Below are 833 nucleotides of genomic sequence, written 5' to 3' on the forward strand. Positions count from 1 at the left end.
GCCCTGCGTTGGTGGCCAGGCTGTAAATACCCGCAATAAAGGTCATCACAATGGCAATGGCAATCGGCGTATCCATGCCGACACGGCGGTTTTTCCAGTCGCGCCATGCGCCGCGGTAAAATGGCAACGCGCTGTAAAACACAACGGGCAACACCATCAAAAAGCCGCCCCAATGCAGGATTTCCAAATAAAGCGGCTCGATGTCGCCGCCGTAAAAATAAGTCGGCAGAGCAAACATCATCGTCTGCATCATACCCAGTCCGGCCACGGCCAATCTGACGATAAACTGCTTACGCTCCTTCTGCGCCTGCACTTCGATTTTTTGCGCATCATAAGGCGCGGCGGTATAACCGGTTTGGCGGATTTTCAGCAAAATGTCCGACAATTCGATGTGGGCGCTGTCCCACACCACGCGGCAGCGGTGGGTACTATAATTCAAATCCACGCGCACCACGCCCTTCATGCGCAACAACTGTTGTTCAATCAGCCACACACACGCGGCGCAGGTAATGCCGCCCAGCATCAACACCGCCTCGCGCTCATCCCCTGCGCCGACCTCGACAAAATCCGCCTGCACTTCGGGCAAATCGTACAGCTTTAATTGTGACAACACTTCCGGCGGCGGCAATTCAGATTTTTCCGCGTCTGCGGTACGCTGTTTGTAATAATTGCCCAAACCGGCATCAATGATACTCTGCGCCACCGCTTGGCAGCCGGCGCAGCAGGTTTCGTGTTCTTCGTCTTCAAAACGAACCGTCAGATGCAGATGCTCCGGGACTTCAAGTCCGCAATGGAAACAGTTTTTTTGGGGATGTGTGGAAGATGTCATAATG

1 protein-coding gene is annotated in these 833 nt (G+C 54.0%); it reads right to left on the reverse strand.

The window, feature by feature from the left end:
- Positions 1–829: heavy metal translocating P-type ATPase metal-binding domain-containing protein (locus tag ACTHUM_RS15840; RefSeq protein WP_440403399.1), on the reverse strand; the 829-nt coding region annotated here is incomplete at its 3' end.
- Positions 830–833 lie beyond the last annotated feature (4 nt).

The sequence above is a fragment of the Neisseria sp. P0021.S006 genome, from assembly GCF_051956895.1.